Annotated in this window: 7 protein-coding genes; all 7 read right to left on the reverse strand. The window is 74.9% G+C overall.

The genetic code is table 11. From position 1 onward, the window contains the following. Positions 1-27 precede the first annotated feature (27 nt). The gene (locus J1M38_RS10090) at positions 28-951 is read right to left on the reverse strand and encodes a shikimate dehydrogenase (RefSeq protein WP_044659823.1); all 924 of its coding nucleotides are present in this window, start codon (positions 949-951) and stop codon (positions 28-30) included. Further along, complete coding sequence (gene mltG / locus J1M38_RS10095) at positions 951-2219, reverse strand: endolytic transglycosylase MltG (RefSeq protein ID WP_044659813.1); 1269 nt, start codon at positions 2217-2219, stop codon at positions 951-953. Before mltG ends, J1M38_RS10090 begins: the two co-directional genes overlap by 1 nt. Continuing rightward, positions 2216-2737 carry a Holliday junction resolvase RuvX gene (gene ruvX, locus J1M38_RS10100; protein WP_044659814.1) on the reverse strand — a complete coding sequence of 174 codons (522 nt, stop codon included), beginning with the start codon at positions 2735-2737 and terminating at the stop codon, positions 2216-2218. Before ruvX ends, mltG begins: the two co-directional genes overlap by 4 nt. 7 nt (positions 2738-2744) lie before the next feature. Then, a complete protein-coding gene (gene alaS / locus J1M38_RS10105) occupies positions 2745-5456 on the reverse strand; it encodes an alanine--tRNA ligase (RefSeq protein WP_036380962.1) in 2712 nt (903 codons plus the stop codon). Further along, on the reverse strand, positions 5453-5842 hold the full coding sequence (locus J1M38_RS10110; protein WP_020621562.1) for a hypothetical protein: 390 nt from the start codon (positions 5840-5842) through the stop codon (positions 5453-5455). Before J1M38_RS10110 ends, alaS begins: the two co-directional genes overlap by 4 nt. 171 nt (positions 5843-6013) lie before the next feature. Next, positions 6014-6640: a 30S ribosomal protein S4 gene (gene rpsD, locus J1M38_RS10115; protein ID WP_020621561.1), complete on the reverse strand. Its 627-nt coding sequence runs from the start codon at positions 6638-6640 to the stop codon at positions 6014-6016. Between the two features lie 282 nt (positions 6641-6922). After that, positions 6923-7379 (reverse strand): general stress protein (locus tag J1M38_RS10120; RefSeq protein ID WP_241246630.1); only part of this gene is annotated, 457 nt, incomplete at its 5' end.

A 7379-nucleotide genomic window follows, 5' to 3' on the forward strand; every position in this document is an offset into this window, starting at 1 on the left:
GGACACACCGGATCCGGCGTTCGACGCTCAGCCGGCGGCCGGTCCCAGGGCGTCCGCCGCGGCGCGCGTCACCGCCGCCCAGTCCGGCTCGGGCATCCCGGCTGCGGCGCGGGGCCGGGCCGTGAACAGCCGGACCTGCTCGATGCCCTGGTGCAGCAGCATGGACAGCCCGGACGCCACCGGACCGACCTCCCGGGACCAGGCGGACGCCAGCACGGAGGGCCACGGGTCGTAGGCCGCGTCCAGCAGGGGCGGCAGGGCGGCGTCGGCCGGCACGTGTGCGGCCAGGACGTCCGCGGCGCGCGGCGGCAGGGTGGCGACGACGGCACGCAGCCCCGGTGCCCGCCGGAGCAGATCCGGCTGGCCGATGGTCTCCCAGCGCAGCCCGAGCGCGTCGGCCAGGGCCGTCACCTCGGCGGCGCGGGCGGCGTCGCGGACGCCGAAGAACACCGCGTCCGCGCCGAGCGTGGTGGCGGCGAGGACGGCCGCCGTCGCGGTCCCCCCGTTCCCGAGGACGCCGACGGTCCCGCCCCGGGCGGCACGGTCGAGGCCGGCCGCGGCGAGGGCGCCGAGGATGCCGTCCACGTCCGTGTTCTCGGCGTGGACGACCCCGGGCGCGGAGGGGTGGTCGCGCACGAGGGTGTTCGCGGTGCCCAGGAGCCGGACGCGGTCGCTGACGTGCCCGGCGGCGGCGACGGCCGCCCGCTTCAGCGGCATGGTGACGGAGCAGCCGAGCCAGTCCTGCCCGCGGGCCGCGGCCGCGCCGCCGTCGGCCGCGCCCGGGGCGCCGAGGTGCTCGGCCGCGAAGGCGAGCACGTCGTCCTCGCCCAGGTCACGTCGGCCGTAGTCGACGTCGAGGCCCAGGACCCGGTAGCCGGCCGCGTGCAGCACCGGGGAGAGCGAGTGGGCGATCGGCCGGCCCAGGACCGCCGCGCGCAGCGTGGGGCGCATCAGCACACCCCCGGATTGGAGGCGCAGTAGCGCTGCAGGGTGCGCACGTGCTGCTGGTGCTCCTCATAGGTGCGGGAGAACTCGGTGTGGCCGGTGCCGATGTCCGTGGTCACCCAGTAGTAGGCGTCCGTCTCGGCCGGGTCGAGGGCGGCCTCGACGGCCGCGTCGGAGGGCATGCCGATCGGACCCGGCGGCAGGCCCGGGTGCACGTACGTGTTGTAGGGGTTCGACGCGTCCTGCCGCTGGCCCGAGGTGAAGCTGAGGCTGCGCACGCCGAGGCCGTACGTGACGGTAGCGTCGATCTGCAGGAGCCCGCGCGTCTCGGTGTTGTCCGGGGCGAGGCGGTTCTCGATGGCGCCGGCGACCTGCCGGTAGTCCTGGGGCAGGGCCTCCGCCTCGAGGATGGAGGCGATCGTGAGCAGGCGCTGCTGCTCGGCCGGGTCGCGGACGTCGAGGGCGTCGAGCTCGGCGAGGGTGGGCCGGATCAGGGAGTCGAGCACCTGCTCGGCGGTGGCGTCGACGGGGAGGCGGTACTCCCCCGCGTCGAGCCAGCCCTCGAGCGTGCCCGCCTCCCCGGGGACGCCGTAGCGGGTCGGGTCGTGGGCGGCGGCCTCGAGCTCCTTGCGGGGCAGCCCCGTGGCCTCGGCGACGGCGTCCAGCACCTCGGTGAGTCGCCGGCCGCGCTCCACGAGCACGTAGTGCACGGCCCCGTCCGCGGCGCCCTGGAGCACCGCGAGGGCCTCGGCCGCGGGCATCCGCTCGCGCAGCACGAAGTCCCCCGAGCGCACGAGACCGCTGCCCGTGTCCCTGGCGGCGCGCTCGAACGCACGGGCGGAGGCCACGATGCCGGCCCGGTCCAGGCGGGCCGCCACGGAGCCCAGGTCCTCGCCCGGCTCCACCGAGAACGTCACCTCGTCGCCCTCGACGGCCGTGTGGTCGGGGCCGCCCAGGAACCCGCGCACGATCAGCCCGACCACGACGGCGAACGCCACGAGCACCGTGCCCAGCACCAGCGCGGTCCGCCGCCGGCCGGCGCCGCGATCGACCCGCGGGGCCGGGTGGGACCCGGAGCCCCGGCGACGCAGGAACGTGCGGGGCCGGCATGGGCCGGCCGCGTCGACCGGCTGGGACGGGGCGCCGAGATCGGCCTCGTCCGCCTCGCCGTGGGCGAAGCCGAACACGTCGAGGTCGTCGTGGACGTCGGCCTCGTCGCCGAGCAGATCGTCCCAGTGGTCCTCACGCCGCGCGTGCTGGTGGTCGCCGGTCACCGGATCTGCTCCCGGTCCTGGCCGGCCCAGCGGCCGGTGCGGCGCTGCTCGTCCACGACGGCCTGCAGGATCGCGACGGCGGCCGCCTGGTCGATCACGCCGCGGCTGTCCTTGACGGACCGGCCCGCGGCCCGCAGTCCGGCCTGCGCGGAGACCGTGCTGAGCCGCTCGTCGACGAGCCGGACCGGCACGGGGTGGCCCGCCTCGACCAGGGCGGCGGCGACGGCGTCCGCGTAGTCGAGGGCGTCCTGCGTGGACGGCGTGTGCTCGCCCCGCAGATTCACCGGCAGGCCGACGTACACGGCGACGACGTCGAGCTCGCGTGCGTGGGCGACGAGCTCGTCCACGTCACGACGTCGACGCGCATCCCGCCGCAGGGTGGCCACGGGGGTGGCGATCAGGCCGTCGGGGTCGGCCGACGCGACGCCCACGCGGGCACGTCCGACGTCGACGCCGAGGGTGCGCCCCCGGCGCACGGCGTCGCTCGCCACGGCGGCCCCGTCCTGACCTGCGCTCACGTCCGCCTCAGGCCGCGCGCACCGCGGCGACGACGGCCTCGAGCGCGTCCCCGACGCGCGTGACGTCCTGGCCGCCGCCCTGGGCGACGTCGTCCTTGCCTCCGCCCCCGCCGCCGAGCACGCCGGTGGCGGTCTTGACCATGGCGCCCGCCTTGAGGCCGGCCGCGCGGGCGGCCTCGTTGGTCGCCACGACCACGAGGGGCCGGCCCTTGGCCTCGGCCGTGAGGGCCACGAGCACGGGCGTGCCCGCCGCGTTGCCGCCGGCCGACTCGATCCGGGCGCGCAGGTCCAGCACGAGGGAACGCAGCTGGTCCCCGGCCACGTCGCCGACGTGGTGCGCCAGCACCCGCACCGACGTCCCGGCGGACGTCGTGACGTCCTGGGCCTGCCCGACGAGCTGCCCGGCCTGGGCCTGCAGCGCCTGGGCCCGCAGCTCCGCGACCTGCTTCTCGGCCGCCTTGAGCCGGTCCAGGGTGGCGCCGATGCGGTCCTTGAGCTCCTCGGCCGGGGCCTTGAACATCTCCGAGAGCTCGGAGACGAGGGTGCGCTCCGCGGCGAGGTGGCGGAACGAGTCCAGGCCGACGAGCGCCTCGACGCGGCGGTTGCCCGAGCCCACGGACTGCTCGCCGAGCAGGGTCAGCGAGCCGATCTGCGCGGTGCGGCCCACGTGGGTGCCGCCGCACAGCTCGCGGGACCAGGCGCCGTCGATCTCCACGACGCGCACCCGGTCGCCGTACTTCTCGCCGAACAGGCTCATCGCGCCGAGTGCGCGCGCCTCCTCGAGGCTCATCTCCTGGGTGAGCACGGCGTGGTCGTCGCGGATGGCGATGTTCACCACGTCCTCGACCTCGGAGCGGGCCCCGGCCGAGAGCGCCTCGGCCCAGCGGAAGTCGAAGCGCAGGTAGCCCTCCTTGTTGAAGGAGCCGGACTGGGTGGCCTCGGGGCCGAGGATCTGGTGCAGTGCGGCGTGCACCAGGTGGGTGCCGGAGTGGGCCTTCTCGCCGTCGAGGCGGCGCTGCAGGTCGATCGCGCCGAGGGCCTGCGCACCGGCGGCGACCTCGCCGTCGAGGACCTTGACCCTGTGCACGGACAGCCCCTTCACGGGGGCCTGCACGTCGAGCACCTCGAGGCGGAAGCCGTCGCCGGTGATCAGGCCGGTGTCCGCGGCCTGGCCGCCGGACTCCGCGTAGAACGGCGTGGCGTCCAGGACGAGCTCGAGCTCCGTGCCGGCGCCGGCGGACGCGACCTCCTCGCCGTTCTGCAGCAGGCCGCGCACCACGGACTCGGTGGTGTGCTCGGTGTAGCCGGTGAAGTGGGTCTGGCCCTCGGCGCGCAGGCGCTGGTACACGGCGGTGTCCGTGTGGCCGGCCTTCTTGGCCTTGGCGTCCGCGCGGGCGCGGTCGCGCTGCTCGGCCATGAGGGCGCGGAACCCGGCCTCGTCCACGGCGACGCCGGCCTCCTCCGCGATCTCCAGCGTCAGCTCGATCGGGAAGCCGTAGGTGTCGTGCAGCTCGAACGCGTCCGGGCCCGCGATGCCGCCGCCCGCCGAGCGGGCCTGGCCCACCGCGGCGTCGAGGCGGGCCGTGCCCGCGGCGATGGTCCGCAGGAACGCCTTCTCCTCGGCGTAGGCGATCCGGGAGATGCGCTCGAACTCGTCCGCGACCACCGGGTAGGTGCCCTTCATCGCGTCCCGGGAGACCGGCAGCAGCTCAGGGAAAACGGGCTCGGTGACGCCCATCAGGCGCAGGGCGCGGACGACGCGGCGGATGAGGCGGCGCAGCACGTAGCCGCGGCCCTCGTTGCCGGGGCGCACGCCGTCGCTGATCAGCATCAGGGCCGAGCGCACGTGGTCGGCCACCATGCGCAGGCGGACGTCGTCGTCGTAGTGCGGGTCGGCCGGGTCCTCGGTGGAGGTGTAGGAGCGGCCGGCCAGCTGCGCGGCGCGGTCGAGCACGGGGCGGACCTGGTCCGTCTCGTACATGTTCTCCACACCCTGGAGGATCATGGCGAGCCGCTCGAGGCCGAGACCGGTGTCGATGTTCTTGTGCTCGAGCTCGCCGGCGATGTCGAAGTCGTCCTTCGAGCGCACCGCGGAGAGGCGGTACTGCATGAACACGAGGTTCCAGATCTCGATGTAGCGGGTGTCGTCCGCGGCCGGGCCGCCGTCGACGCCGTACGCGGGGCCGCGGTCGTAGAAGATCTCCGAGCAGGGGCCGCCCGGGCCGGGCTGGCCGGTGTTCCAGTAGTTGTCGTCCTTGCCCATGCGCTGGATGCGCTCGGGACGGACGCCCACGTCCTCGCGCCAGATGCGCTCGGCCTCGTCGTCCTCGCGGTACACGGTGACCCAGAGGCGCTCGGGGTCCAGGCCGAAGCCGCCGTCCTCGACCGAGGACGTCAGCAGCTCCCAGGCCATCGGGATGGCCGTCTCCTTGAAGTAGTCGCCGAAGGAGAAGTTGCCGCACATCTGGAAGAAGGTGCCGTGGCGGACGGTCTTGCCGACCTCCTCGATGTCCGCGGTGCGGATGCACTTCTGCACCGAGACGACGCGCGGGCTCGGCGGGGTCTGCTCCCCCAGGAAGTACGGGATGAACGGGACCATGCCGGCCACCGTGAACAGCAGCGACGGATCCGGCGAGACGAGCGACGCCGACGGCACCACGCGGTGCCCCCTGGACTCAAAGAAGGCGGTCCAGCGGCGGGCGATCTCCTGGGACTTCATGCGGGGGTGTCCTTCTGCGTGGTGGTGGTCTGGGGGCGGGCGGCGCCGTGCGACGGCGGCTCCACGGTCTCCCCGGAGATGATCGGCCCCGTGTGGGGCAGGTAGGGCGCGGCCCAGGGGGCCTCGGCGCGGACGCGCTCGGCCAGGCGCCGGGCACCGTCCTGCAGGGCGGCCGCCGCGGCGTCGGCGGCGGCCTCACCGGCCTGGCGGGCCAGACGCTCCGGGTCCAGGCGGGCGGAGAACCCCGCGCGCCCCCCCGCGGAGCCAGGGTCAGACGTCGGCGCGTCGGTCGCGTCGGTGGCCGGGTGGGCACGGTCGCCGAGGGCGCGGTGTGCGAACCAGCCGGATGCGGCGCCGGCGCCGACGAGCAGCAGCGAGCGGAGCATGGCGGGGGCCTCCTTCGGACGGCAGGGATTCCGGCCCCACCTTACCGGGCGCGGCGCCGATCCCCGGCGGCGGGCCCGGGGGACGCCGCAGGCCCGGTCACCTCCGAGAGGTGACCGGGCCTGCGGGACGCGCGGGGCGCCGTCGTCCGGGACGGACCCGGCCGCGGCGGATCAGCGCGCGTAGTACTCGACCACGAGCTGCTCCTCGCAGGTCACGGGGACCTCGGAGCGCTTCGGGCGACGGGTGAGGGTGGCGCGCAGCTTGTCGATCTCCACGGTCAGGTAGCCCGGGGTGGCGGGCAGGACCTGCTGGTGGGCGCCGGCGGCGGCCAGCTGGAAGGGGACCATCTTCTCCGAGCGCTCGTGCACGTGGATCATCTGGCCCTCCTTCACGCGGAACGAGGGGACGTCCACGCGCTTGCCGTCCACCAGGATGTGGCGGTGCACGACGAGCTGACGGGCCTGCTGGATGGTGCGGGCGAAGCCGGCACGCAGCACGAGGGCGTCGAGGCGCTGCTCGAGGAGCTCGACCAGGTTCTCACCGGTCAGGCCGGCGGTGCGCTTGGCCTCCTCGAAGTAGCGGCGCATCTGGGCCTCGCGGATGTTGTACTGGGCGCGCAGACGCTGCTTCTCCTTGAGGCGCACCGCGTAGTCCGAGTCCTGCTTGCGGCGGGCACGGCCGTGCTGGCCGGGGCCGTACGGACGACGCTCCATGTACTTCTCGGCCTTGGGGGTCAGCGCGATGCCCAGGGCGCGGGAGTGCCGCACGGTGCGGCGGGTGCGAAGGTTGCCACTCATGGTGGACCTGCCTTTCCTTGACGTGCGGCACGGTTCGGGTTTGTCTCGAGGTCTCGTCCGCGCGCCGGGGCACACGGGTCAAGGGGACTCGAACCTGGCCTCCCCGCGATCCTGAGGAGAGCTGAGGGGCGTGCCGCCGCCCGTCATCCACTGATGCGCTGCGCGTCCCTCGACCGGGCACGCGGGTGTCCCGTGGACCGTTCGAGGGGGATGCGTCCGGGGCGCAGCGCCTGCCAGACCGGTCCACCTTACCAGAGCGACGACGACGGGGCGGGCCGGGGCTCAGGCGCGCGGCGTGGCCGCGGTGCCGGGGTCCGCGCCGAGGAGCTGACCGGCCTGGTCCAGGTGGGAGGCCTCGACCAGCACGTCGTACGACTCGGCCTCCATGGTCTGCAGGGACGTGAAGTCGCGCCTGCCGCCGGTGGCCGCGTGGCCGATCGCCCCGAAGACGGCCCCCCACAGGGCGCCCAGGCCCAGGGAGATCAGCAGGATCCAGAGGAACCCGAAGCCGGGGGCGAAGATCGAGAAGAGCAGGCCGAGCAGGAGGCCGAACCACAGGCCCTGCAGCCCGCCGCGGACGGCGGCCTTGCCGGTGGTCATCCGGCCCAGGACCTGCTCCACGGAGCGCAGCCCGGTGCCCACGATGCGCACGCGCTCCACGGGGAACCCGGCGTCGGAGAGCTGGTCCACGAGGGCCTGGGCCTCGGCGTAGGCCGGGACGGAGCGCAGGATGCGGTAG

Source organism: Micrococcus sp. KRD070 (genome assembly GCF_017168435.1).
GTDB classification, from domain to species: Bacteria; Actinomycetota; Actinomycetes; order Actinomycetales; family Micrococcaceae; genus Micrococcus; species Micrococcus luteus.